Below are 502 nucleotides of genomic sequence, written 5' to 3'. Positions count from 1 at the left end.
GTGTTGGAAGGGGTAGGTGGGCAGGTCGGTGCGGTTGGCGCCGGTGCCGTCGAAGAGCCGGGCCCAGTCGACGGGGACGCCGGTGACGTGCAGGCGGGCGAGGGCGGTGACGAGGGTGTGTTCCTCGGGCCGGTCGCGGCGCAGCAGCGGGAGTGCCGGGGCGTCGGAGTCCGGGCTGTCGTGGTGGGCGAGGGCGGCGAGGACGCCGTCGGGGCCGAGCTCGACGAAGGCGGTGGCTCCGGCCTCGCGCAGGGCGCTGAGTCCGTCGGCGAAGCGGACGGCCTCGCGGACGTGACGCACCCAGTAGTCCGGGGAGGTGAAGTCCCCTCCCAGGGCGCCGGTGAGGTTGGAGACCAGCGGAATCGACGGGTCGTGGTACGTCAGCCCGTTGAGGACCTCGCGGAAGTCCTCCAGCATCGGGTCCATCAACGGGGAGTGGAAGGCGTGCGAGACCTTCAGCCGCGTGGTCTTGCGGTCGGCGAAGTGCTTCTCGATCGCCGCG

1 protein-coding gene is annotated in these 502 nt (G+C 72.1%); it reads right to left on the bottom strand.

All coding sequences use genetic code 11. From position 1 onward, the window contains the following. Positions 1 to 502: acyltransferase domain-containing protein (locus PUR71_RS01095; RefSeq protein WP_329924377.1), on the bottom strand; the 502-nt coding region annotated here is incomplete at both ends.

This window comes from Streptomyces sp. SP17BM10 (assembly GCF_036322405.1).
Taxonomy (GTDB): Bacteria; Actinomycetota; Actinomycetes; order Streptomycetales; family Streptomycetaceae; genus Kitasatospora.
The sequence above is the reverse complement of the archived record's forward strand: the minus strand, read 5'-3'. Positions and strand labels throughout refer to the sequence as shown.